Source organism: Streptomyces cathayae (assembly GCF_029760955.1).
In the GTDB taxonomy this organism is placed as follows: Bacteria; Actinomycetota; Actinomycetes; order Streptomycetales; family Streptomycetaceae; genus Streptomyces; species Streptomyces cathayae.
On record NZ_CP121682.1, the window covers coordinates 4,909,665 to 4,932,224 of the forward strand.

A 22,560-nucleotide genomic window follows, 5' to 3' on the forward strand; every position below is an offset into this window, starting at 1 on the left:
GGCCTGCGCATCATCCTTCGATTCGCAGGCCGTTAGTGTGCGGCGGAAGGGATTCGAACCCTCAAGCCCGATCAAGGGCCACAGATCCTAAGTCTGCTGCGTCGCCGTTGCGCCACCGCCGCTGGCGCCTGTCATGGTACCGGGAGTCGTGCGTTGCCTTGTGCCTCCCCTGCACCACGTGCTGGTGATCGCGTGGCAGTTGGGACACAGCAACCGCAAGTTCTCCCGCCGGTCGTCCCGCCAGTCCCCGTTGATGTGATCGACCTCCAGGGTCATGGGTCTGCCCAGCCATTCGGGACCGACTCCGCAGCGGGCGCATTCCTCGGCCACTCCGACACTGATAAGCGCCCGGCGCAGGCGCTTGGTCGCTCTCCGAGTGGTACTGCCGTGCTTCACCAGCACCTCTTCAGGGTTCTTGGCGTTCGTACCGAGTTTTCCTCGGTGGTGGGCCTGCCCAAGGAAATGCGACGTCGAGATGCGGTGCTCGGCGATCCACATACGCAACTGCGCGCGTTGTGCGCCGTTGTCAGGGCGGTTCAGGCGACGCAGCACCCCTGCTAGGGAGATCGACTCGGTGACTGCCGCTCGTAGCTCGTCCTCCGTGGGGCGAGAGCGCCTGCCGCAGGGGCGAAAGTGCGAGATGTCGATGCCGAAGTGAACGAACCGTCTCGACAGGTACCGGCGGAGGTTCCCGTATGGCCGGGCACCCAGGAAAGCGATGACCTCATCGATGTCGGTGCACCTCTCGGCTGCCTCGGCCAGCCGTCCGGAGGTGTACCGCATGCTGCTGGTCACGAGTCATGCCTCTTGCCTCGACCGCGGTAAGTGTCAGTCGTCGAATGGCAGTTGGGACAGAGCAGCCGAAGGTTCTCGATCCGGTTGTTCCGCCAGTTGCCGTCGACGTGATCGACCTCGAGTGGCAGCGGCTCTCCGAGCCACACCGGCTCGATTCCGCAGAGCGCGCAGCGCTCGTCCAGGCCGAGTTCGCGAATCGCCCTCTTGAGGCGACTGCTCGGAATGCGCCTGGCGTGATCCGACGTGTCCTCGACGAGGATCTCCGCAGCGGTCCGGCGGCGCTGGTTGTACCTCTGCCGCTCGGTGCGGACCACTGGCGTGAAGTGCGAGGTGTCGATGCCGTACGCCTTGATGCGGCGGCTGATGTGCGCGTGATGACCCCCGACGACTTCGATCCCGAGGCGGCGCAGCACCTCGTACATGCTGGTCGACGTGGAGACCGCCGCTTGCAGAACGTCCCTGGTCCATCGCACTCCATCGGGCTCGAAATGTGAAACGTCCACGCCCAGTTTCTTCATCCGCCCTCGGATGTACGCCCGCGTCGAACTCCTCGGATCCACCTCCAGCCGCATCAACGCCTCCGACAACGTCCGCGCCCCCCGAGCTGCCTCCTCCAGGCGCTCCTTGGTGTATGCACTGGCCCTCATCGGTTCCCCTCCGATCCCGGCCACCCGTTCGTGGCCTCGTACGGAGTAACGAACCGTTTATCGGACGGTCACGCGTGGAACGCGCGACGGCTCGTACCGGGAGTCGGTACGAGCCGTCGTCGGGGTTCTCAGGGTCAGATCGCCAGGTCCTTGATGATCTTGGCGACGTGGCCCGTGGCCTTGACGTTGTAGAGGGCGCGTTCGACCTTGCCGTCCTCGTCGACGACGATCGTGGAGCGGATGACGCCGACGACCGTCTTGCCGTAGAGCTTCTTCTCGCCGTAGGCGCCGTACGCCTCCAGGACCTGCTTGTCGGGGTCGGCGAGGAGGGTGACCTTCAGGGACTCCTTCTCGCGGAACTTGGCGAGCTTCTCCGGCTTGTCGGGCGAGACGCCGATGACGTCGTAGCCCGCGCCGGCCAGCAGTTCCAGGTTGTCGGTGAAGTCGCAGGCCTGCTTGGTGCAGCCGGGGGTGAGCGCGGCCGGGTAGAAGTAGACGATGACCTTGCGGCCCTTGTGGTCGGCCAGGGACACCTCGTTGCCGTCGGCGTCGGGCAGGGTGAAGGCGGGGGCGTCGTCCCCGGGCTGGAGGCGTTCGCTCATCGGTCTGGTCTCCTCTTACGTGCGCGCTGGGTGGATCAGGTACCGGGTTCGAGGGTATCCGGGTGCCCTGACGGTGCGGCGCGGCGTGAAGCTGACAGACTGTCCGGCACAGGTACGGGTTTCAGCGGATTTCGGAGGCGACACGGTGGCGGACACGGCGGACACCAGAACCCCGGCGCAGATCGAGGCGGACATCAGCCGCCGTCGCGCGGTGCTGGCCGAGACCCTCGACGAGATCGGTGTGCGGGTGCACCCGAAGACGATCGTCGGGGACGCGAAGGCCAGGGTCGCCTCCAACATCGACCACACGCTCGGCAGGGCGTACGTCGGGGTCAATCGTGCGGTGAGCGACGTGAAGGCGCAGTTCGTGGACGCGGACGGGGCGCCGCGGCTGGAGCGGGTGGTGCCGGTGGCGCTGCTGGTGGTGGGCGTCGTGGGGCTGCTGACCCTGGGGACGCGTCGGCGCAGGCGCTGACCCGGTCCGCGACCCGCGGGCGTGCGTCCGTGGTGAGGGCAGGTAGGTTTCAGGTGTGAGCGCCAAGAGAAACGAGCACGACCCCCGGCACGACAAGCTGCCCATCCGGATGCTGCACGACCGCGTACTCGTGCGGCAGGACGCGAGCGAGGGTGAGCGGCGTTCCGGGGGCGGCATCCTGATTCCCGCGACGGCGGCGGTCGGCCGCCGGCTGGCGTGGGCCGAGGTCGTCGCGGTGGGGCAGAACGTGCGGACGGTGGAGCCGGGTGACCGGGTGCTGTTCGATCCGGAGGACCGCGCAGAGGTCGAGGTGCGGGGCACCGCCTATGTGCTGATGCGGGAGCGTGATCTGCACGCCGTGGCCGCGGACCGGTTCGAGGGTTCGGAGGATTCGACGGGCTTGTACCTGTAGATCTGGGACGAGGAAGGGCTGGTGACCGTCGTCACCAGCCCTTTTCTTCCTCGTCTCGCCCAGTGGTGGTCGTGGTCGCGGTGGTGGGGCTGAAGGTGGCCTCGGGGCGCGGAGCCCGGTCGCCTGCTCCCTCCCGGTCGCTCAGGGTCTGCGGGGGCTCTGCTGGAGGTGGCCGGTGAGGCCGCCCCGGTTGCCCGGGTCGCCCGGGTCGCCTCTGCCGGTGTCCGCGCCGGTTCCGGAGGGTCCGCCCGGCCTGCCTGTCCCGCCCGTGCCGTTGGCTCCGTCGGTGCCGCCGTCGGTGGCGCCTGCGGGGGTGCTGTCCGAGGTGCCGCCGCCGGTGGGGATGTCGCCGGTGGTGCCCTCGTCGGTCCGGCCCCGGGGTCCGCCCTCGGTGCCGTCCTCGCCGTTCTCGTCCTGCTCCCGGTTCCGGTCGACGTTCTCGTCCGTGCCGGGCGTGTCGGACGTGCCGTCGTCCGGGCCGCCCGAGGAGGGGGCGGCGCTCGCGGTGGGCGGTGCGGTGCGCTCGGCGCCGCGCTGGAGCCGGAGGTCGAAGTCGCTGACGGGTTCGCCCTTCAGCGCCTCCCGGGTGAACTGGGCCCAGATCTCGGCGGGAGGGCCGCCGCCGTTGATGCGGGGCAGGCCCAGGGCGCCGTACAGCTCCTTCTGTGCGGCGGTGACGGGGTCCTGGCCCATGACGGAGACGACGGTGACCAGTTCGGGTGTGTAGCCGGCGAACCAGGCGGCCCTGTCCTCCTCGGCGGTGCCGGTCTTGCCGGCGGCGGGGCGGCCGGCGCCCTGGGCGGCGGAGGCGGTGCCGTTCTGGACGACGCCGCGCAGGACGGCGGTGGTGGTGTCGGCGGCTTCGCGGCTCACGGCCTGGCGGGTCTTCCGCTCGGGCAGCGGCACCGTCCTGTTCCCGTCCTTGGTGATCTTCTCGATCAGCGTGTAGGCGCCGTGTTCGCCGTGGTTGGCGAGGGTCGCGTACGCCACGGCCATGTCCAGGGCGCTGGCGGTGGCCACTCCGAGGGCGATGGAGGGGGAGGGGGTCAGTTCGGGGGTGGTGGCGGGGATGCCGAGGTCGATGGCGGTCTGCTGGACCCTGTCGGAGCCGACGTCGACCGCCATCTGGGCGTAGACGGCGTTGACGGACTTGTCGGTGGCCTCGCGGACGGTGATGTGGCCGTAGGAGCGGTCGTCCTCGTTGGCCGGGGCGTAGCGTTCGCCGGGCCAGCCCTGGACGGTGCGTTCGTTGGTGCCGTCGTAGACGGTGTTCGGGGTGATGGGCTGTCCGCTCTGGGTGGTGGCCCTGTTCTCGACGGCGGAGGCGAACACGAACGGTTTGAAGGCGGAGCCGACCTGGTAGTCCCTGCGGGTGGCGTTGGGGGTGTACTGCTTGACGTAGTCGATGCCGTTGTACATCGCCACGACCTTGCCGGAGCGGGGGTCGATGGCGGCGCCGCCCGCGCGGACGTAGGTGTCGACTTTTCGGTTCTCCGGGTCGAGCCGGTCGATCAGGTTGTCGTTGACGGCGTCGACGAAGGCGTCCTGCTTGTCCTTGTGCAGGGTGGTGGTGATGCGGTGGCCGCCGACGTCGAGTTCCTCCTCGTCGAGGATCTTGTTCCGGATCAGGTGGTCCTTCACGGTGCGCACGATGTAGCCGCGCTGGCCGGACATGCCGGTGGAGGTGGTGGTCTCCTTCGGCTCGGGGAACTTCAGGCCGGGGCGCTCCGCCTCGCTCAGCCAGCCCTGCTGGACCATGCCGTCCAGGACGTAGTTCCAGCGGGACTCGACGGCGGGCCGGTTCTCCGGGTGGGCGATGACGTCGTACTGGCTGGGGGCGTTGACGAGGGCGGCGAGGTAGGCGGCGCGGGGGGCGTCGAGGTCCTGTGCGTCGATGCCGTAGTAGGCCTGGGCGGCGGCCTGGATGCCGTAGGCGTTGCGCCCGAAGTAACTGGTGTTGAGGTAGCCCTCGAGGATCTCGTCCTTGCTCTGTTCGCGTTCCAGCTTGATGGCGATGAAGAACTCCTTCACCTTGCGGGTGACGGTCTGCTCCTGGCGCAGGTAGTAGTTCTTCACGTACTGCTGGGTGATGGTCGAGCCGGACTGTTTGCCCTTGCCGGTGGCGGTGTTCCAGGCGGCGCGGATCATCGCCTGGGGGTCGACGGCGGACTCGGTGTAGAAGTCGCGGTCCTCGGCGGCGAGGACGGCGTGCTGGGCTTCTTCGGAGATCCGGTCGAGGCGGACGCTCTCCCGGTTGACCTCGCCGTCGCGGGCGAGGACGGATCCATCGGCGTACAGGTAGACGTTGGCCTGCTGGGTGGCGAGGGCGTTGGCGGACGGGATGTGCACCAGGCTGTAGCCGAGGAAGAACGCGCCGACGAGAAGGAGGGCGGCGACGAGGAAGCCGCCGAGCACCATCCGCCAGGTGGGGACGTAACGGCGCCATCCGGTGCGCGTCCGCTTGCCCCCGGCTCCGGTCCGGCTCCCGGTTCCGGTTCCGGTTCCGCGCTGCGGGGTACCGGTGGTCCGCGGTTCCCGTGGTGCCCAGCCCTGGCCGTGCTGCTGTGGCTGCGGCTCGTCGCTCATGTCGAGTACGGCCTCCTGTTTCACCGTGTTCGTCGCGGTATGCGTGATGGGTTCACGTTCGCGTCGTGTGTTGCTCTTCGTTCCTCTTATAGAGGACTGTCGCATCCGGCGCTCAGTTCCCTGCCGACGGCGCGTCCGGGCCGCGCATGCGGCTTCTCACACGTATGGCCCTCGATGTGCGGGGTACGGCCGCGGGCGGCCGGTTGCGGTGCGGGGGCCGTCGCCCGCGAGGTCGCCGGAAAACACCTGGCAGGGCGTCAGGCGCGGGCAGTACGATCCTGCGCTTCGGCGCCGGACGCGAAGAGGTCGGGAGACGGTGGTGGGTGAGGCCGCGAGTACCGGCTCACGTGCAGGTGGGGGCTCGGTCCGGTTGTATCTGGCCGTGGTGGCCGGGGGCTTTCGGCGGTACGCGACGTACCGGGCGGCGACGGTGGCCGGGGTGTTCACCAACACCGTTTTCGGACTGATCCTGGTGTACACCTATCTGGCGTTGTGGAACGAGCGGCCGGACCTCGGGGGGTACGGGCCGGCGCAGGCGGTCACGTACGTGTGGCTGGGGCAGGCGCTGTACGCGACGCTGGCCGTTCAGGGCGGCGGGTTCGAGATCGAACTGATGGAACGGATCCGTACGGGTGAGATCGCGATCGACCTGTACCGGCCGGCCGACCTGCAGTGGTGGTGGCTGGCGCACGATCTGGGCCGGTCGGGGTTCCAGTTGCTGGGGCGGGGGGTGGTCCCCTTCCTGTTCGGGGTGCTGGTCTTCCCGGTGGCGCTGCCCGGCGATCCGCTGACCTGGTTCGCGTTCCTGCTGACGGTGCTGCTCGCGATGGTGGTCAGTTTCGCGATCCGGTATCTGGTGGCGCTGAGCACGTTCTGGCTGCTGGACGGCACGGGGGTGATGCAGATGCTGATGATCCTGGGGCTGCTCTGCTCGGGCATGGTGCTGCCGCTGAACGTCTTCCCCGGGCTGTTCGGGGAGGTCGTACGGGTGCTGCCGTGGGCGGCGCTCCTCCAGGGGCCGGCCGACGTCCTGATGGGCGAGACGGGCGCGTTGCCGGTGTTCGCGCTCCAGGGCGCGTGGGCGGTGGCTCTGCTGGCGGCGGGGCGGCTGGTGCAGTCGGCGGCGACGCGGCGGGTGGTGGTCCAGGGTGGCTGACGGTGGCGGGTCGGTGCATGGTGGCGGGTCGGCGCTGGGGGTGCGCGCGTACGGGCTGATCGCGGGGATGTGGATCCGGTCGACCATGGCGTACCGGACGTCGTTCGTCCTGACGACCGTGGGGAGCCTGGTGGTGACCGGGCTGGACTTCGTCGGGATCGCGCTGATGTTCTCGCACGTCGACGTGCTGGCCGGTTACGTGCTGGCCGAGGTGGCGTTCCTGTACGGCCTGTCCATGCTGTCCTTCGGGGCCGCGGACCTGGCGCTGGGTTCGATGGACCGGCTGGGGCGCCGGGTGCGGGACGGCACGCTCGACACGCTGCTGGTGCGGCCGGTGCCGGTGCTCGCCCAGGTGGCCGCGGACCGTTTCGCCCTGCGCCGGGTCGCCCGTCTGCTGCAGGGGCTGATCGTCCTGTGCTGGGCCGTGGTCTCGCTGGACGTCGACTGGACGCCGCTGAAGCTGCTGCTGATGCCGGTGACGGTGGTGAGCGGGGCGGCGATCTTCTGCGCGGTGTTCGTGGCGGGCGCGGCGTTCCAGTTCGTGGCGCAGGACGCGTCCGAGGTGCAGAACGCGTTCACCTACGGCGGGCAGACGCTGCTGCAGTATCCGCCGACGGTGTTCGCGCAGGAACTGGTGCGGGGGGTGACCTTCGTGCTGCCGCTCGCCTTCGTCAACTGGGTGCCCGCGTCCTATGTGCTGGGCCGGCCGTATCCGCTCGGGCTGCCGGAGTGGGCGGTGTTCGGGTCGCCGGTGGTGGCGGCGGTGTGCTGCGCGCTGGCGGGGGTGGCGTGGCGGGCGGGGCTTCGTTCGTATCGGAGTACAGGGAGTTAGCCGGTGGACGGTGACGGCGACGGTGGGTTCATCCTTCTCGACCGGGTCGAGAAGGTCTTCGACGTGCGGAAGAGGACCGGCTTCCTGAAGCGGGAGCGGCGGCGGGTGCGGGCCGTGGACTCGCTCTCGTTCGCCGTGGCCCGCGGCGAGATGGTCGGCTACATCGGGCCGAACGGCGCGGGCAAGTCGACCACCGTCAAGATGCTGACGGGGATCCTCACCCCGAGCGGCGGACGGCTGCGGGTGGCCGGTATCGATCCCACCCGGGAGCGGATGCGGCTGGCGCACCGGATCGGGGTGGTGTTCGGGCAGCGGACGACGCTGTGGTGGGACCTGCCGCTGATCGACTCGTACCGGTTGATGCACCGCATGTACCGGATTCCCGACGCGCGGTACCGCGCGAACCTGGAGCGGCTGGTCGAACTGCTGGACCTGCGTGCCCTGTTGGACACCCCGGTGCGTCAACTGTCCCTGGGGCAGCGGATGCGCGGCGACATCGCGGCGGCGCTGCTGCACGACCCGGAGGTGCTGTACCTGGACGAGCCGACCATCGGTCTGGACGTCGTCTCCAAGACCAGGGTGCGGGAGTTCCTGCGGGAGTTGAACGCCGAGCGGGCCACGACGGTGCTGCTGACCACGCACGACCTGCAGGACATCGAGCAGTTGTGCTCGCGGGTGATGGTCATCGACCACGGCCGGCTGATGTACGACGGCCCGCTCGCCGGGCTGCACCGGGCGGGGGAGAGCGAGCGGACCCTGGTGGTGGACCTGGAGCGGGAGATGCCGCCGATCGACGCGCCGGCGCCCGCGCGGGTGGTGCGGGTGGAGGGGCCGAGGCAGTGGCTGGCGTTCCCGGCGACGGAGTCGGCGGCTCCGCTGGTGGCGCGGATCGCGGCGCAGTACCCGCTGGTCGACCTGTCGGTGCGGGAGCCGGACATCGAGGCGGTGATCGCGAAGATGTACGCGGAGCGGGCAGACCAGGCGGACCAGGCGGACGGGGTGGACGGGGTGGACGGGGTGGAGCAAGCAGAGCAGGCGGGTGCGGCGGAGCAAGCGGACGCGGCGGGGCGGGCGGTCCCGTAGACCCTGCCGCTCGTAGCCCTCGATCGGGGGACCTCGTAGGCTGCTGTCCATGACCGACGACGCAGTCCCGGACCTCCGCGCCTCCGATGCCGACCGAGAGCGGGTCGCCGCCGTCCTGCGGGACGCGGTCGCGGAGGGGCGCCTCGACATGGAGGAGTTCGAGGAGCGGCTGGACGCGACGTACAAGGCGCGGACCTACCGGGAACTCGAGCCGATCACCCGCGATCTGCCCGCCCCGGGCGTGACGGCCCCCGCCGTGTCCCTGACCAAGCCCCCGGAGCGGGGCGACACTTGGGCGGACCGGGTGGTCCCGGGCAGTGAGGGGACGTCGACCTGGGCCGTCGCCGTGATGTCGGGGTTCCAGCGCAAGGGCCGCTGGACGGCGCCGCGACGGTTCAACTGCTTCACCTTCATGGGCGGCGGGCAGATCGACCTGCGGGAGGCGAACTTCGCGGACCGCGAGGTCGTGATCAACGCGATTGCGATCATGGGCGGGGTGGACGTCATCGTCCCGCCGGGTGTCGAGGTCGTCGTCCGCGGTTTCGGCCTCATGGGCGGCTTCGACCACAGCGAGGAGGGCGAGCCGGGTGACCCGGGCGCCCCGCGGGTGGTCGTCACGGGGTTCGCCTTCTGGGGCGGTGTCGGTGTCCAGCGCAAGATGGCCCGGGCGGAGAAGCAGCGGCTGCGCGAGGAACGCCGTCGCGAGAAGCTGGAACGCAGGGACCGCAAGGAACACGGCGGCGAGCTCGACGTCTCCTCGTCCGGCCAGGCCTCCCTGGGCCACGGCGGGCACGGGGCCGGGCACGGCTACGGCTCCTTCGACTCCCTGCACGGCCGCCACGGCGAGGAGCAGCGCGAGCCCCGCCGCGACGGCGACCGCTGACCGGACCGGACCAGACCGAACCGGACTGAACCGGACTGAACCGGACTGAACCGAACCGGACCGGACCGCCCGCGTCGGGCGGTCGCCCGCCCGCTCCCTACAGCCGGGCCGGTGCCCCGCCCTTCAGGTCGTCCAGGTCGAAGACCTCCGCCATCCGCGTGTACCCCCGGTCGCTCGGGTGGAGGTGGTCGCCCGAGTCGTAGTCGAAGCGCAGCCGGCGCGGGTCGTACGGGTCGCGCAGGGCCCGGTCGAAGTCGACGACGGCGTCGAAGACGCGCCCCGCGCGGATCTCCGCGTTGATCTGCTGCCGTACCGCCTCGCGCGGGCCGGTGTGGCCGCGGTGGCCGCCGAACGGCATCAGGGTCGCGCCGACGACCTTCAGCCCGCGGGCGTGCGCCCGCTCGACCAGGGTGTTCAGGCCGCCGACGACCGCGTCCGGGTCGGCGAGGTCCCGGTCGCGCAGGATGTCGTTGACGCCGAGGACGATGACGACGACCCTGACGTTCGTACGGTCGAGGACGTCGCGGTCGAAACGGTTCAGACCGCTGGGGTTCTCCGGGGGGCGGCCGAGGCCGTCGGCGAGGACGCGGTTGCCGCTGATGCCCTCGTTGACGACGCCGTGGCGCGGCACGTTCCGCCCGGCCTCGGCCGCGGCGCGCAGCCGGTCGGACAGGACGTCCGGCCAGCGGTTGTTGCCGCCGGTGGTGGAGGTGATCCCGTCGGTGAGCGAGTCACCGAGGACGACGACGGTGCCGTCGGCCTCCTTGCTCAGCACGTCCAGCGCGGTCAGGTAGCGCCAGGAGGCGCTCTCCTCGGTGTACGCGACGCCGGTCGTGTCGCGGGTGTGCTCGCCGCGGGCGGCGTAGGAGATCTGACGGGCGTGCGGGTGGTACGTGACCGGTCCGGAGACGCTGGGGGAGTACGTCGTGACCAGGACGTCCCCGTCGTGCGGGACGGCGACGCGCACGGCGTCGCTCAGCACCCGGCCGCCGGCCGGGATGACGACGGCGGGGCCGCCGCCGAAGGTGAGCCGCCGCATCGTGCCGGCGAGCGCCGCCGGGGTGCCCCGGCCGGCGGAGACGGCGATCGTGGCGTGGGTGACGGTCAGCGGGGACTGCCCGTAGAGGTTGGACAGGGTGATCCGGGCGCCGGTGCCGCCGACGCTGGTGTGCACGACGTTGCGCACCGAGCGGCCCGCGAGGCCGGTCGTCTCGGTGCCGGGTTCGCCTCCGACGGGGGAGGCGGCCCAGGAGCCGACCCAGGTGCCGGTGGAGGCGGGTGCGGCCGGGTTCCGCGGGGCGTCGCGGCCCTCGGCGAGGGTGCCGCGGTGTCGCGTACCGTCGTCGGAGGCCGCCGTGACGTATATGGCGGCGGAAACGGCCACGATCGCGGCGACCATGGCGGCGAGCAGGGCGCGGTACTTCGCGGGCGGCGCCCCCGCGCCCCCGTCACGTCGCCGGGTCATGCTGTTCTGTTCTCCTCGGACGGTGGGAGCCCGAGGCTCCGTTCGGATGACCATGATGCGTCATGGCCGAGGGGGAGTCGCCCGGCAGGGCTTCTGTCGGATCCCCCTGGAACAGACGCCGGGAACTCCTGTTCCGTTCCGGGAGTCGGACAGGAAGGGACAATGTGTGAGGGATCACCGAACAGGTGCGGTGGGCCGGAGCGGGTGGAGCGAGTGGAGCGGATGAAGCGGACCGAGCGGACGAGGGCGGCGGACACCACGGATGCCGGAGCCGGTTCCGGTTCCGGTGCCGGCGGCGTCACGAACCGCACGATGACGACGTTCAGCGCGGCGGACGAGGAGAAGCAGCGCGGTGTGCGCCGGATGAAGCTCACCGCGACCGGACTGCTGCTGTTCGTCGCCGTGGTGTACGTCCTCGCCGAATGGGCCTCCCACCGGGGCGCCGGCGCCTGGGCGGGCTATGTCGCCGCCGCGGCCGAGGCGGGCATGGTCGGCGCGCTCGCCGACTGGTTCGCCGTGACCGCCCTCTTCCGCTACCCCCTCGGCCTGCGCATCCCGCACACCGCGATCATCCCCAACAAGAAGGACCAGCTCGGTGTCTCCCTGGGCGACTTCGTCGGCGAGAACTTCCTCTCCGAGGACGTCGTCCGCGGGCGGCTGCGCGCCGTCGGCATCGGCAGCCGGCTCGGTACCTGGCTCGCGGTGCCCGAACACGCCGACCGGGTCACCGCCGAGCTGTCGGCCGCCCTGCGCGGCGCGCTGACCGTGCTGCGCGACTCCGACGTCCAGGCGGTGGTCGGCGAGGCCGTCACGCGCCGCGCGAACGCCCAGGAGATCGCGCCCGGCATGGGCAAGATGCTGGAGAAGGTCGTCGCCGACGGCGGCCACAAGAAGGCCGTCGACGTCGTCGTCACCCGCGCCCACGACTGGCTCGTACTGCACGGCGACTACGTGATGAACGCCGTGCACGGCGGGGCCCCCGGCTGGACCCCGAGGTTCGTGGACCGCAAGGTCGGCGAACGCGTCTACAAGGAGCTGCTGCGCTTCATCACCGAGATGCGCGACATGCCCACCCACCCCGCGCGCGGCGCCCTCGACCGCTTCCTCGCCGACTTCGCCTCCGACCTCCAGTCCGACACCGACACCCGCGCCCGGGTCGAGCGCCTCAAGGGCGAGGTCCTCGGCCGCGACGAGGTCCAGGACCTGATCGCCTCCGCCTGGACCGCCGTACGATCCATGATCGTCTCCGCGGCGGAGGACGAGCGCAGCGAGCTGCGGCTGCGGGTACGCGCCTCACTGCTGTCGCTGGGCGCGCGCATGGCGGCCGACCCCAGGATGCAGGGCAAGGTCGACGGCTGGCTGGAGAGCGCCGCGGTGTACGTCGTGACCACCTACCGCAAGGAGATCACCTCCCTGATCACGGACACCGTGGCGAGCTGGGACCCCGAGCACACGACGAGGAAGATCGAGGCGAACATCGGCCGCGACCTCCAGTTCATCCGCATCAACGGCACGGTCGTCGGCTCCCTGGCGGGCCTGGTCATCTACACGGTGGCGCGGGCATTGGGGGCGTAGGGGAGGTGGTGCCCGGGGTGCCCGGCGGACTCAGCCCCGCCGGTCGGCGACCGCCCACGAGGCGAGCGCCACGGCCCCCGCCGCCCCGAACACCGCCGGCCAGGCGCCCACCTTCTTCGCCAGGGGATGCGACCCGGCGAAGGCGGCGACGTACGCGGCCGACAGCGCCCCCGCGGCCGTCCCTCCGGCCCGCTCCCGCCACTGCCGCGCGGCGGCGGCCCCGGCGACGGCGAGCACGACCCCGCCCAGCTCCCGCTTCCGTGTCCAGCGGGCCACGCCGTACCCGCCGACCAGTCCGCTCGCGGCCAGTACCGAGCCGGGAACCTTCGCCATGTCCTGTCCTGCCTTCTGCGACTGCGCCCGAAGGGCGCCCTCCAGGACTTCGAGGCTAACTCCCGGACCGGCCGTCCCGCGCCCGGGGCGGGCCGAGACCGTGAGGGGGCCGTGGATGCCGGAACCGGTACTTGAGTCTCAGCTTGTCAACTTTCCTCCCGCGAGTTATATAAGAAGGCGTAGGGCATCGCACCTGGACCATGGATGAAAGGAGTGAGCTGTGATGCTCATGCGTACGGACCCCTTCCGTGAATTCGACCGACTCGCGCAGCAGGTCCTCGGTTCCACCGGCCGTCCCTCGGTGATGCCGATGGAGGCCTACCGGGCAGGGGACGACTTCATCGTCCACTTCGACCTCCCCGGCATCGACCCCGAGACGATCGAACTGGACGTCGAGCGCAACGTCCTCAACGTGCGCGCCGAACGCCGTTCCCCGGCCCCCGAGGAAGCGGAGCTGCTGGTCGCCGAACGTCCCACGGGCTCCTTCACCCGCCAGCTCTTCCTCGGCGAGACCCTGGACACCGAACACATCGACGCGTCCTACGAAGCAGGCGTCCTGACCCTGCGCATCCCGGTGGCCGAACAGGCCAAGCCGCGCCGCATCCAGATCACCGGCGGCGACCGCCGCAAGCAGATCGGCGGCTGACAGCACGCACCAAGCGCGTCCCGCGGATTCCGGCTTTCGGTTTCCGGATTCCGGTTTCCGCGGGACGCGACCCATGCCTGTCTGATCCGGGGGCAGTCGAAGCCCTGAGAAGGAGAGGAGTCACGACCATGACCACGCTGACGCCGCACAAGCCCGTGACACCGCGTACGGAAGGGGTGGTGATCCCCGCCCCGAACCGCGACCGCCGCACCCGCCGCGACGAGGGCCGGGACGACGGCTGGCGCGAACTGGTGGACGCGGTACGAGAGACGGGTCAGTACCCGACGAGAGCGGAGGCGGAGAGCGTCACCCGCATCGTCCTGTCCGCCCTCGGCGGCCACGTCGTCGGCGAGGAACGCGTCGACCTGGCCCGCGCCCTGCCCGAGGAGGCGGCCAGGGTGATCGCCTCCCAGATCCCGGCGACCCGCCCCCTGACGGCGGCTGAGTTCGTCGACTCGGTGGCCACCCGCATCGAGGGCGCGACCCCGGCCACGGCCCGCTGGGACGTCAGCTCGGTCCTGAGCGTCCTGCCGCGCCTGGTCGGGGACGCCCTGGTCACCCGCCTCCTGGACCAGCTGCCCCCGGGCTACGCCCTCCTCTTCGGCCGAGCGGAACTGTCCCCGGCGGAGTGACGGACGGAGCCGCTCGCCACACCGCCGAAACGGCACAGGGCGGCGACGACGGCTGCGGGCCCACTGCGTGACAGACGGCCGGGCGCCCCCTGCCGGCACTCCGGGGATGTGTGACATCCCCGGAGTGCCGGTGTCCGGCGCGAGGGGCGCCGTCGGGATCAGCCCGTCCTGCCGTCCAGGACGCGGCGGGCAGCCTCGGCCTCCGCCGCCGCCGGGGACAGCTCGTCGAGGGAGTCGAGTTCGGTGTCGCTCTCCAGCTCCCGCTCCCAGGCCGCCGCGAGCTGTTCCTGCTCCTCGCGCGGTTTGGCGCTGACGGCCTCCCGGTGCTCCGGGTCCAGAGCCGTCAGGAATCGTCCGACCGGGTCCGTGGACATGCCGTGCTCCTTGTCGCTGGGAGGTCACTGGGAAGTGGCCGGGAAGGCCGCCGGGAAGCAGGCCGCTCCCAGCACCAGCATGGCCAGCCGGTCCGCAGACGGCGACCCGACACGGGAACAAGAGGAGTGGGAGAGTGGAGGGCCACCTCCCTCCCGGCCTTCACGGAGACAGACCCGGACATGCGACTCCTGCTCATACGCCATGGTCAGACCCCCTCCAACCTCAAGCACCTGCTGGACACGGCAGAGCCCGGCCCCGGGCTGACCCCGCTGGGCCAGGAGCAGGCGGCCGCCCTCCCGGGCGCGCTGGCGAAGGAGAGGATCGACGTCCTCTACGCCTCCACCCTGCTGCGCACCCAGCTCACCGCGGCACCGCTGGCCACCCGGACGGGACTGGAGGTCGTGGTGCGCGATGGTATCCGGGAGCTGTCCGCCGGCGACCTGGAGATGCGAGGGGACGCCGAGGCCGCCGAGACCTACCTGACCACGGCCTTCGCCTGGTCGGCGGGGAACACCGGGCTCCGGATGCCGGGCGGTGAGAACGGGGTGGAGGCCCTGGGGCGGTACGACGCCGTCGTGGCGGAGGCCGCGGCCACCGGGGCCGAGACCGTGGCCATGATCAGCCACGGCGCCGCGATCCGCATGTGGGTGGCGGCCCGGGCGGAGAACGTCGACGTCGACTTCGCCGCCGCCCACGCGCTGCGGAACACCGGCGCCGTCATCCTCTCCGGCACCCCCGGCGGGGGCTGGCGGGCGCACCGCTGGGAGGACCACTCCCTCGGCCCCGAGGACAGTGGACCGGGCGAGAGCGGCCCCGCGGGGGAAGCCGTCGAAGGCGCCCACGGCTAGCCGGCAGGAGCCTGTGAACCTGTACGAGAAACTCGGGCACACCGTTCGAGAAGCCGTCTGAGTACGAACACTCATACGGCTGATCACGCTTTGGTGTTGGATGGACTCATGCTCGAAGAGCCGCCAGGCCCCGGCGACGGGCCGAGCGATCCCTGCGCAGCCCGACCCCGGTAGCTCTCCGCGACGAGACGGCTGTGGATTGTCACTGCCGGTGGTTAGAGTTCCTGGTGCGGCTGTGGGATGTCCGGTTGTTCAAGAGGTACGGGGAGGGCACTGTGTTGCCGAGCGAGGACGGTTCGGGTCCGGGTCTGTCGTCATGGGCGTCGGCCCCGTTCGGTCCGGCGGCGGGGGCGCTTTCCGCACAGGCCGACATGGCCGCCGAGCTGTCGTCGTTCACGGCGTTCCGCAAGCGCGTCGACGACCTCATCCGCGACTTGAAGGGCTCGGCGGCAGGCCCGGGCGAGGTGGGCCAGGAGCAGCTCGCACGCCACCAGTTCGGCGGCGGAGACGGGGCGTGGGCGGAGGCGGCCGGGCTGTTCACCGCGTACGAGACGGTGATCGGCGAACTGGAGACGCTCTCGAAGCTGCTGTCGGACTCCATGGAGGGCATGAACATCGCCGTGCTGGCCTCGCACAAGGGCTACCAGAACATCGACCTGGACGTCCGTGACCGCATGGCGGCGATCAGCGCGGAGACCACGAAGCACTACGGCGGCAGTTACGATCCCGGCCTCCCCCAGCAGGACCCGAGCGGCGGCGGCCGGACACCGGTGGGCGACGACGCTGGAGGGTCGATCTGATGGCAGGCAGGAAACCCGGAGGCGGAACGGCCTTCGAGGACATGAGCCATGAGCAGATGCTGGCATGGCTGGATCAGGCGAACGCGGGGACGGTGCAGGCCGCCGCCGACCGGCTGGTGGCAGCGGCGGAGGAGATCCGCAAGATCGCCGAGGAGCTGAAGGTCCGCCCGCAGTGGGTGGAATGGAAGGGCAAGGGCGCGGACGCCTTCCGCACCTGGAGCGGCGATCTGGCCAACTCCACCCTGCGGCTGGGCGACTTCAGCGAGGACGCGGCGAAGTGGCTGGCGGAGACGTCCGGAGCGATCGCCCAGGCGCAGGTGGCCATCCCCCGTGACGCCGAAAGCGCGCAGGCGAACCTGGACGCGGCGCGGGCGGCACGCAACGACCCGGATGCCGCGGCGGTGGGCGCCAAGTCCACCAGCGAACTCGAGGCGCTGGCGGCGAACAAGGAGAAGGTGCGTCAGCAGGCAGCGGCACAGATGCGAAAGCTGGGACAGACGTATACGTGGTCGGCCACACAGCTGAACGCGCTGGAGCGCCCGAAGTTCCCGCCACCGCCCAAGGCGTTCGTGCCGACGGACAGCCGCTCGATCGGCTACGACCCCACGGAGAATCGCCCCGGCAGTTCAGTGACGGGGACCACCATCTCCGGCACCGTCTCCTCTGCTTACCTGGCGCAGGGCCGGGAGGGTTCCGCCGGCGCTCCGGACCTGAGACAGTCTCAGTCTCCGGGAGCGGCATCATCCGCGCACCACACGCCGGTGGACGTGAAACAACCCACACAGATGGCCGTCGACTCCGTGGCCACGTTGCCTCAGAGTTCGCCGTCTCCGACAGCTGCGGCAGGCAGCCAGCCCGGCCCGGAATCAGTGAAGGGCGGAGTGGCTCCGCAGAGCGGCATCACTCCTCCGGTGTTCGGCAGCAGAGCCGGTGCTCCAGTCAACAGCCCGGCGGGGCACGGGCGGGCTCCTGGCATGGGCCGGATGCCTTTCCAGCCTGGCCAAGGCCCGACGTTGAATCCCGTACGCATGCCGAGTGGTGCCGGCGCTGCCGGTAGCAGTAATGGCATCGTCGGCGGCCGTTCTGTCATGCCGCCCGAGGGCAGGCCGACCGGGGCGATCCCGCGCGGAACAGTTGTAGGTGGGGATCGCGCGGTCACGCACGGCCCGGTGGGGCCGACCGCTGGTACGGCGAGTCCGGCGGGACGTGTGGTGGGCCAGCAGAGTCAGGTCCCCGCTCGTCGCTCCCAGTTCTCGAACGGTGGGGTCGTCGGCGGTCGTCCGCTGCCGAACGCCGGTGGGGGTAGCGGACGTCCACAACAGCCGGGGCGTACGGGAGCGGTGGTGTCCGGACCTGGTAGCCCAGGTACGGCGGGTAGCTCCGGCTCGGCCGACCACGGCATCGTGGGCGGCGTGTCCAGTGCGGCGCGCTCGGGGCAGAGTCACGGTGCCGGTGGAGCTCGTGCACCCCAGCCGGCCTCCCCTACGAGCCCTGGTGGCAGGAACGGGCGGCCGCGCCGTGCGGCCGAGGACGAGGAGACTCGGCGGCAGGATGACCGCCGCACCGTACCGCCGGTCATCAACTGACTTACCCAGGAATGGAAGAGAGCGACATTCATGCGCACCAGCAGCACCAGACACAGGGGCCGCCGTGCGGCGGCATCGGCGGCCCTCGGCCTGCTGCTGGTCACCGCCGCGGGCACGACGGCCCACGCGGAGTCGACGCGTGAGAAGCAGTGGTTCCTGGACGTGATGAAGGCCGAGCAGATGTGGCAGTCCAGCACCGGCGAGGGTGTCACGGTCGCCGTCATCGACAGCGGCGTCGACCCGAACAATCCAGACTTGAAGGGACGCATCCTGCCCGGCAAGGACCTCGCGCCGGACCAGCCGGGCGACGAGCACACCGACTACGAGGGCCATGGCACGGGCATGGCCGGCCTGATCGCGGGGACCGGCGCGTACGGCGGCGGCAACGGTGCCTTCGGGCTCGCCCCCGGCGCGAAGATTCTCCCGATCCGACTGCCCAATACAGACACGGCAGCCAACCTGGCTGAGGCCGAGCAACATTTCAACAAGGCAGTCGCACCGGCGATCCGCTATGCCGCCGACAAGGGCGCGAAGGTCATCAACATTTCCCAGGCAGCTACGGAGGGTTCGCCGCAGCTGACCGCAGCGGTCAAGTATGCACTCGACAAAGGATCGTTGATCTTTGCCGGCGTTGGAAACGACGGTGACAAGGCCAACGAGGTGATGTACCCCGCTGCCACTCCGGGAGTAGTCGGTGTGGCGGCGGTGGGCAAGGACCTGCGCAGGACCGCCGAGTCGGAGTACGGGCCGCAGGTGGACATGGCCGCCCCGGGCGAGGACATGGTGCACGCCTGCGGGAGCGAGACCGGGCTGTGCCGGGGCCACGGCACCAGCGACGCCACCGCCCTCGCCTCGGCCAGCGCCGCTTTGATCTGGTCGGTGCATCCGGACTGGACCAACAACCAGGTCCTGCGCGTCATGCTCAACACCATCGGCGGCCCCACGGACGGCGCCAAGCGCAACGACTCCATCGGCTACGGCATCGTCCGCCCCCGCATCGCCCTGCAGAACCCCGGCGACCCGGGCCCCGCCGATGTCTACCCGCTCCCCGATCTCGCGGCCGCCGAGCCGAAGTCACCCTCCCCTCAAGCCTCTGGAACCTCCGACGAGGGCGCTCCGGCCAAGGAAGACGACACCGCCGCAGAGGCCTCCGCGGCGTCCACGAACGACGGCGCCCTCTGGACAACGCTGGGCATCGGTGCGGCCGCACTCCTCGCAGCGGCCATCGCGGTCACCACCGTCCTCCGCAGGCGCCGGACACCGGCAGCCCCACTCCCGGCACCCGCCCCCGTCCCAGGCCAGTTCCCCCACCCGACAGCGGGGTTCACGGTGCCTCCGCCCACTCCTCCGGAGGCTCCGGGCAGCGCCATCCGGCCCGGTCAAGGGCCTGGTCCCAACTGAGTACAGCTACTCAGACACAGTGGTGCCCGATGCGGATGAGGCGCATGATGACGGGCCGTTACCGTTCTCCCGACCACAACCACTGCGTTGCGGACGCACATCCACATCCGCTCGGCAGCGAGTGACGGGAAACGGGAGGAACCACGCATGGCGTGGGACGAATGGGAGCAGCTCAAGACCGCAGCGGCCGAGCGGCAGTCCGTGCAGATACAGCTCGACCAGTCACCGGCCGACCCCGGTGGAAGGGCGGGCACTCTCATCTCGAGCAAGTCGGCCTGGACAAAGGCTGGTACGGACATCGGCTCGCTGCGTGAGGACATCGGCAAGGCGACGGCGAAGCTGAAGGACGGCCAGTCGGGACTCGGCAGCGACGCCGGCTGCCTGGCCGCCGCCGCCCAGAAGGATGTCCACGCCTCCTGGGAGATCTACGTCAAGAACGTCAGCGGGCGCTGCGGAAAACTCTCGAGCCTGCTGGTGAAGGCGGGCAACGACCAGCGCCAGACGGACGAGTCGGTCGAGGCGGAGATCGCCAGGCTTGAGGTGGCGTACGCGGACACGCCTGCTGTCGGCGGCCAGGACAAGGGGCGGTAACCGGACGTCATGGACCTCGCCACACTCAAGGCCCTCAAGCCGGCCGAGTACTCCGAAGCGGCCGACGGCTATCGCAGCACCTCCGACATGGCGAGCACGGCCAAGGACCGCATCGACAACCAGATCGCCGTGGCCATGCGGAACCATCTGAAGGGCGAGGCCGCCACCGCGGCGGTCAAGCAGCTGGGGAAGCTGAGCCAGAACTTCCACTACATCCAAGCGCAGTGCGGACTCATCGGTACTGCTCTCGAAGCCTTCTCGTACGAGATGGAAGCGGCCAGGAGGAAGCTCGACGCGGCCCTGGAGAGCGCCCGGGCGGCGAACCTCACCGTGAACAGCAACGGATCGGTCACCTACCCGCCCGGCGGCGAAAAGGGCGAGGACGGCAAGATCCCTGGCGGTGGCACGGTGAGCGGCCTGACGGACGGCACGGCCTCCGCCGTCGGCCGCCAGGCAGCCAACTTCGACCCCAACCCCCACCACCGCCTCGCCCAGGACTGCGCCGACCTGATCGCCACCGCCCTCAAGGAAGCGACGGAAGCCGACAAGAAGTGGGCACCGAAGCTGCGGGCCTTGAGGGCGGACGACGACCTCACCGTCTCCGATGCGGACTGGGCCGACACGTCCTCGGACACCAAGGGCGTGACCGAGGCCGGCAAGCAGTACCTCGACTCACTGCCACAGCCACCCAAGGACGGCAGTCCGAAGGAGAACGCGGAGTGGTGGAAGGCGCTCAGTGCAGAGGAGCAGGCCGCGTGGGTCTCCGCGCGACCCGGCACCGTAGGCGGGCTCGATGGGCTGCCCTCCATGGTCCGGGACGAGGCCAACCGCATCGTGTTCGACACGACGCGGGGCAGAATGCAGATGGAGCTGAACTCGATTCCGGCGCCACCCGCCAACGAATGGACCTGGGTCACGGTCGGGGGCTACCCGTCCAAGGTGCGTACCGATGAGTGGATGCAGTGGAACAACAAGTACGGCGACCGGTACGACCAGCTCGACAGATCCCTCAAAGGCATGCAGGCCATCCAGAACCGCTTCGACGCGACCGGTAGGAGAGGGCTGCCGGAGGCGTACCTGTTGGGATTCAACGCGGAAAAAGACGGCCGCGCGATCATCGCCAACGGAAACCCTGACACCGCAGATCACACGGCTGTCTATGTGCCGGGCACGGAGTCGGACTTGGGGGGAATCGAGGGAAACATTAGCCGGATGGTGAACGTCTGGCACGCAGCCAATAACGAAGCCGACGGAAAATCTGCTTCTACAATCACCTGGCTCGGTTATGACGCGCCTGACGACGTCTTTAAAGACGCGCCCTTCGAACACTATGCATACGACGGCGCCCCAGCGTTCCGCAGTTTCATGGATGGACTTGACGCATCGCGTTCCGGTGATTCGCCGGGTCACACCACCGTGATCGCCCACTCGTACGGCACGACTCTCGTCGGCGCGGCAGCCCAGACGGGGCACCTCAACACCGATGAAGTGATCTTTGCGGGAAGTCCAGGCGTCAAAGTGTCCAGTGCAGAGGAGATGGACGTCCCCAAGGGAAACGTATGGAACCAGGAGGCCGACGGAGACGTGGTTCCGGACGTTGGCCGCTGGGGTCACGGTGGGGACGGTTTCATCATCCCCAGCGACCCCGAGTTCGGCGCCAATCAGGTGGCCACGGACACCGAAGGCCACAGTGATTACTGGAAGCCGGACACCGAGAGCCTGTTGAATCAAGCCCTGATCGTTGTCGGGAAGGGCGACGAAGTGGCGCTGAAGCCGCCGCCCGACCCATGGGCGCATTCCAGGTAGGAGCCGATAATGAATATTCGACCGAGCGCCCTCGCGCTTGCCGCTGCCGTTCTCCTCGTCACTCTTACTGGATGCAGCATGACTGAAGGCAACTCCGACAGCGTTCCGTTTTCCGGCACAAGTACATCATCCGATGCCGCCGATGCGACCGAAAGGGTGTCCAGTGGTATCTACGATTTGATCGGAGTCAAGGGAAGGGCGTCCGAAAGCTATTCGACGGTCATGGGGTGCTCAGGGAAGGACACAGGAAAATACTTCCAGATCCTCCATCCCTGGAGCTTCTATCCAGCCTCGGCGAGCGACCTTGACGTAGCCATGGAGCGCCTCAAGGAAGAGTTGCCGAAACGCGGATGGAAAATCGTCGACTATGGGCCAGACACCAGTAAGAACAAGAACATCAGAATGACCGCAGACAATGACGAGAAAAAGGTCAGTACGAGAATCATCAAAATGTCGAAGAACGATCCACCGAAGTTGAGCCTGGATGTCGTATCCGGCTGCTACAAGATCCCGGACGGCCAAGAGATCGAACGCTTCTGATGTACAAACAAGGCGCAGGGCGACACTCATTTCGGTGACTCCCTGACCCACATGGCGAGGATCGTGACTGGAAGAACTCCGTGAGGCAGTCCCAGGTGAAGTTTGATGACCGCGCTCACCGGATTCGTCGACCGGGAAAGGGCGAAGGGGTGGCGTCCATCAGTGTGACCTCGCCATGCTTCGCCGATGACGTCGGATCTTCACGGGGATCGCAGGTGGAGAATTTGCCGGCTTCGTCCTAGGCGGCGGAATGGGGAGGGGCCTGCGGGAGCTTTTGTGGGTAGGGGGCGCCGGGCGCGAGGCACAGAATACTCATGCTGGCCCAAATGAGATCTGACTCGGAACCGACCTGGCGGGCAAAGAGTTCGATGCTCGTCGCTTCCGGGTGGATGGCTGACCGAGGCCCTTCATCGACGGGCAAGGGCCGACACCTGCTCACTCAAATTACTTCAACCCGAAGAAGGGTGAGGGGTCATCAAAAATATTGCTTT

The 22,560-nt window shown here is 69.6% G+C and carries 23 protein-coding genes and 1 tRNA gene; 16 read left to right on the plus strand and 8 right to left on the minus strand.

The genetic code is table 11. From position 1 onward, the window contains the following. Positions 1 to 38: 38 nt before the first annotated feature. The 4 genes from PYS65_RS22475 to bcp all read right to left on the minus strand — a co-directional run bounded on the left by PYS65_RS22475 (position 39) and on the right by bcp (position 2,044). Positions 39 to 122 (minus strand) — tRNA-Leu (locus PYS65_RS22475). Beyond that, positions 88 to 795, minus strand: coding sequence for an HNH endonuclease signature motif containing protein (locus PYS65_RS22480; RefSeq protein ID WP_279335737.1), 708 nt, complete (start codon positions 793 to 795; stop codon positions 88 to 90). Before PYS65_RS22480 ends, PYS65_RS22475 begins: the two co-directional genes overlap by 35 nt. Next, positions 792 to 1,442 carry an HNH endonuclease signature motif containing protein gene (locus PYS65_RS22485; protein ID WP_279335738.1) on the minus strand — a complete coding sequence of 217 codons (651 nt, stop codon included), beginning with the start codon at positions 1,440 to 1,442 and terminating at the stop codon, positions 792 to 794. Before PYS65_RS22485 ends, PYS65_RS22480 begins: the two co-directional genes overlap by 4 nt. Positions 1,443 to 1,576: 134 nt before the next feature. Beyond that, positions 1,577 to 2,044 (minus strand): thioredoxin-dependent thiol peroxidase, encoded by a 468-nt coding sequence (gene bcp / locus PYS65_RS22490; RefSeq protein ID WP_279335739.1) that lies wholly within the window; start codon positions 2,042 to 2,044, stop codon positions 1,577 to 1,579. A gap of 145 nt (positions 2,045 to 2,189) precedes the next feature. Here bcp and PYS65_RS22495 point away from each other — a divergent pair, with 145 nt between their 5' ends. Both PYS65_RS22495 and PYS65_RS22500 read left to right on the plus strand, forming a co-directional pair. Next, entirely contained in the window at positions 2,190 to 2,519 is a 330-nt protein-coding gene (locus PYS65_RS22495) for a DUF3618 domain-containing protein (RefSeq protein WP_279335740.1), read from the plus strand. Positions 2,520 to 2,574: 55 nt separating this feature from the next. Continuing rightward, the gene (locus PYS65_RS22500) at positions 2,575 to 2,931 is read left to right on the plus strand and encodes a GroES family chaperonin (protein WP_202277633.1); all 357 of its coding nucleotides are present in this window, start codon (positions 2,575 to 2,577) and stop codon (positions 2,929 to 2,931) included. A gap of 141 nt (positions 2,932 to 3,072) precedes the next feature. Here the strand turns inward: PYS65_RS22500 and PYS65_RS22505 are convergent, their stop codons facing one another. Beyond that, positions 3,073 to 5,517 (minus strand): transglycosylase domain-containing protein, encoded by a 2,445-nt coding sequence (locus tag PYS65_RS22505; protein ID WP_279335741.1) that lies wholly within the window; start codon positions 5,515 to 5,517, stop codon positions 3,073 to 3,075. Positions 5,518 to 5,887: 370 nt separating this feature from the next. On the opposite strand from PYS65_RS22505, the gene PYS65_RS22510 reads away from it, so the two are divergent. The 4 genes from PYS65_RS22510 to PYS65_RS22525 all read left to right on the plus strand — a co-directional run bounded on the left by PYS65_RS22510 (position 5,888) and on the right by PYS65_RS22525 (position 9,471). Further along, positions 5,888 to 6,673, plus strand: a complete 786-nt coding sequence (locus PYS65_RS22510) for an ABC transporter permease (protein ID WP_279335742.1) — start codon at positions 5,888 to 5,890, stop codon at positions 6,671 to 6,673. A gap of 67 nt (positions 6,674 to 6,740) precedes the next feature. After that, positions 6,741 to 7,505 (plus strand): ABC transporter permease, encoded by a 765-nt coding sequence (locus tag PYS65_RS22515; RefSeq protein ID WP_279338036.1) that lies wholly within the window; start codon positions 6,741 to 6,743, stop codon positions 7,503 to 7,505. Positions 7,506 to 7,508: 3 nt separating this feature from the next. Continuing rightward, positions 7,509 to 8,588: an ABC transporter ATP-binding protein gene (locus PYS65_RS22520; protein WP_279335743.1), complete on the plus strand. Its 1,080-nt coding sequence runs from the start codon at positions 7,509 to 7,511 to the stop codon at positions 8,586 to 8,588. A 49-nt stretch (positions 8,589 to 8,637) separates the two neighbouring features. Continuing rightward, entirely contained in the window at positions 8,638 to 9,471 is an 834-nt protein-coding gene (locus PYS65_RS22525; RefSeq protein WP_279335744.1) for a DUF1707 SHOCT-like domain-containing protein, read from the plus strand. Positions 9,472 to 9,568: 97 nt separating this feature from the next. Here PYS65_RS22525 and PYS65_RS22530 read toward each other — a convergent pair whose 3' ends face one another. Beyond that, on the minus strand, positions 9,569 to 10,936 hold the full coding sequence (locus PYS65_RS22530; protein ID WP_279335745.1) for an SGNH/GDSL hydrolase family protein: 1,368 nt from the start codon (positions 10,934 to 10,936) through the stop codon (positions 9,569 to 9,571). 222 nt (positions 10,937 to 11,158) lie between these two features. Here PYS65_RS22530 and PYS65_RS22535 point away from each other — a divergent pair, with 222 nt between their 5' ends. Continuing rightward, a complete protein-coding gene (locus tag PYS65_RS22535) occupies positions 11,159 to 12,511 on the plus strand; it encodes a DUF445 domain-containing protein (protein WP_279335746.1) in 1,353 nt (450 codons plus the stop codon). 30 nt (positions 12,512 to 12,541) lie between these two features. On the opposite strand, the gene PYS65_RS22540 is transcribed toward PYS65_RS22535, so the two are convergent. Further along, positions 12,542 to 12,844 (minus strand): hypothetical protein, encoded by a 303-nt coding sequence (locus PYS65_RS22540; RefSeq protein WP_109378376.1) that lies wholly within the window; start codon positions 12,842 to 12,844, stop codon positions 12,542 to 12,544. Positions 12,845 to 13,067: 223 nt separating this feature from the next. Here PYS65_RS22540 and PYS65_RS22545 point away from each other — a divergent pair, with 223 nt between their 5' ends. Together PYS65_RS22545 and PYS65_RS22550 are read left to right on the plus strand one after the other, a co-directional pair. Further along, positions 13,068 to 13,490 (plus strand): Hsp20/alpha crystallin family protein, encoded by a 423-nt coding sequence (locus PYS65_RS22545; RefSeq protein ID WP_279335747.1) that lies wholly within the window; start codon positions 13,068 to 13,070, stop codon positions 13,488 to 13,490. Positions 13,491 to 13,618: 128 nt separating this feature from the next. Next, the gene (locus tag PYS65_RS22550) at positions 13,619 to 14,122 is read left to right on the plus strand and encodes a DUF2267 domain-containing protein (RefSeq protein WP_279335748.1); all 504 of its coding nucleotides are present in this window, start codon (positions 13,619 to 13,621) and stop codon (positions 14,120 to 14,122) included. 158 nt (positions 14,123 to 14,280) lie between these two features. Here the strand turns inward: PYS65_RS22550 and PYS65_RS22555 are convergent, their stop codons facing one another. Further along, on the minus strand, positions 14,281 to 14,496 hold the full coding sequence (locus tag PYS65_RS22555) for a hypothetical protein (RefSeq protein ID WP_279335749.1): 216 nt from the start codon (positions 14,494 to 14,496) through the stop codon (positions 14,281 to 14,283). Between the two features lie 180 nt (positions 14,497 to 14,676). Between PYS65_RS22555 and PYS65_RS22560 the strand changes: the two genes are divergently transcribed. The 7 genes from PYS65_RS22560 (at position 14,677) to PYS65_RS22590 (ending at position 22,069) form a co-directional block, all read left to right on the plus strand. Further along, positions 14,677 to 15,345 carry a histidine phosphatase family protein gene (locus PYS65_RS22560; protein WP_279335750.1) on the plus strand — a complete coding sequence of 223 codons (669 nt, stop codon included), beginning with the start codon at positions 14,677 to 14,679 and terminating at the stop codon, positions 15,343 to 15,345. Between the two features lie 371 nt (positions 15,346 to 15,716). Next, positions 15,717 to 16,145: a hypothetical protein gene (locus PYS65_RS22565; RefSeq protein ID WP_279335751.1), complete on the plus strand. Its 429-nt coding sequence runs from the start codon at positions 15,717 to 15,719 to the stop codon at positions 16,143 to 16,145. After that, complete coding sequence (locus PYS65_RS22570) at positions 16,145 to 17,731, plus strand: translation initiation factor IF-2 (protein WP_279335752.1); 1,587 nt, start codon at positions 16,145 to 16,147, stop codon at positions 17,729 to 17,731. Before PYS65_RS22565 ends, PYS65_RS22570 begins: the two co-directional genes overlap by 1 nt. A gap of 30 nt (positions 17,732 to 17,761) precedes the next feature. Beyond that, positions 17,762 to 19,132 (plus strand): type VII secretion-associated serine protease mycosin, encoded by a 1,371-nt coding sequence (mycP, locus tag PYS65_RS22575; RefSeq protein ID WP_279335753.1) that lies wholly within the window; start codon positions 17,762 to 17,764, stop codon positions 19,130 to 19,132. Between the two features lie 147 nt (positions 19,133 to 19,279). Then, positions 19,280 to 19,723, plus strand: a complete 444-nt coding sequence (locus tag PYS65_RS22580) for a hypothetical protein (RefSeq protein ID WP_279335754.1) — start codon at positions 19,280 to 19,282, stop codon at positions 19,721 to 19,723. A gap of 9 nt (positions 19,724 to 19,732) precedes the next feature. Beyond that, positions 19,733 to 21,529 (plus strand): alpha/beta hydrolase, encoded by a 1,797-nt coding sequence (locus tag PYS65_RS22585; RefSeq protein WP_279335755.1) that lies wholly within the window; start codon positions 19,733 to 19,735, stop codon positions 21,527 to 21,529. A 9-nt stretch (positions 21,530 to 21,538) separates the two neighbouring features. Continuing rightward, positions 21,539 to 22,069 carry a hypothetical protein gene (locus tag PYS65_RS22590; RefSeq protein ID WP_279335756.1) on the plus strand — a complete coding sequence of 177 codons (531 nt, stop codon included), beginning with the start codon at positions 21,539 to 21,541 and terminating at the stop codon, positions 22,067 to 22,069. The last annotated feature ends 491 nt before the right edge of the window (positions 22,070 to 22,560 follow it).